The organism is Ensifer sp. ENS06, from assembly GCF_014852205.1.
Classification (GTDB): domain Bacteria; phylum Pseudomonadota; class Alphaproteobacteria; order Rhizobiales; family Rhizobiaceae; genus Ensifer; species Ensifer adhaerens.
On the sequence record NZ_JACVBC010000034.1, the window covers coordinates 1 to 1,246 of the forward strand.

The 1,246-nt window shown below is 58.9% G+C and carries 1 protein-coding gene; it reads left to right on the forward strand.

The window, feature by feature from the left end; translation table 11 throughout:
• Positions 1-64: 64 nt before the first annotated feature.
• Positions 65-1,246, forward strand: a protein-coding gene (locus tag IB279_RS36705; protein WP_246802269.1) for an IS3 family transposase whose coding sequence is annotated in 2 segments (ribosomal slippage) — positions 65-314 and positions 314-1,246 — 1,183 coding nt annotated over the 2 segments. Because the reading frame shifts where the segments join, the coding sequence is not laid out codon by codon here. This gene is flagged as partial in the annotation.

Genomic DNA, 1,246 nt, shown 5'->3' on the forward strand with positions numbered 1-1,246 from the left:
TGACCTTGCCCCGTTGAAATAATCCATTTTGAAGTAAGCTCTGGCCCATTGAGAGGACCAGGGAATGAAGCGCAACCGTTTCACAGACGAACAGATCATCGTCATTTTGAAGGAGCACGAGGCTGGCACGCCCGTCTCGGAGCTTTGCCGCAAGCACGGCGTCAGCGATGCCAGCATCTATAAATGGAAGGCCAAATTCGGCGGCATGGACGTATCCGAAGCCAAGCGGCTGAAGACGCTGGAAGACGAGAACACGAAGCTGAAACGGCTCCTGGCAGATGCGATGCTCGACAATGCGGCCTTGAAAGACCTTTTGGGAAAGAAGTGGTGACGCCCGCAGCAAGGCGGAAAGCTGTCGCTCATCTGATGGATCACCACCAGATGAGCGAACGGCGGGCGTGTAAAGCCATCGGCTTTTGCCGGATGATGATCCGTTACGAAACCAGGCGCAGCGATGACCATGACCTTCGCGAGCGGATGAAGGCGCTGGCGCATGAACGCCGCCGCTTTGGATATCGACGCCTTCATGTGCTGCTCAGGCGTGAGGGTCACCTTGTGAACCACAAGCGGCTCTTCCGGCTCTATCGGGAAGAGAAGCTGACGGTGCGCAAGCGCGGCGGTCGGAAACGAGCGATAGGCACACGAGCACCGATGCTGATCCCGCTTGCCGCCAATGATCGCTGGTCACTGGACTTCGTGTCGGATCAACTCACCGATGGCCGCAGGTTCCGGATTCTGACGGTCGTCGACGATTGCACCAGGGAATGCCTGGCTCTCGTCGCTGACACGTCGCTCTCCGGCCTGCGGGTCGCCCGTGAGCTGGATCGGATCATCGAGGGACGAGGCAAGCCGAAGATGATCGTCAGCGACAATGGCAGTGAGTTCACCAGTAACGCGATCCTGCAATGGACGGATCGGAGCAAGGCGGATTGGCACTACATCGCGCCGGGCAAGCCGGTCCAGAACGCCTTCATCGAAAGCTTCAATGGGCGGCTGCGCGACGAGCTCTTGAATGAGACGCTCTTCTCGTCACTGGCCCATGCTCGATCGGCGCTTTCAAACTGGCGCAGCGATTACAACGATCATCGACCACACTCTGGACTCGGCTGGATGACACCTGCCGAGTTCGCTCAGACAATCAACCCGCGACGTGATGCGGTGCTGCGCAGCCGGAATGGCTCCGCACCGCAACCCGCCGCTACCGCCCCCAATACAGCAGCCCAAAACCGCTGGAGCAAACTCAAAA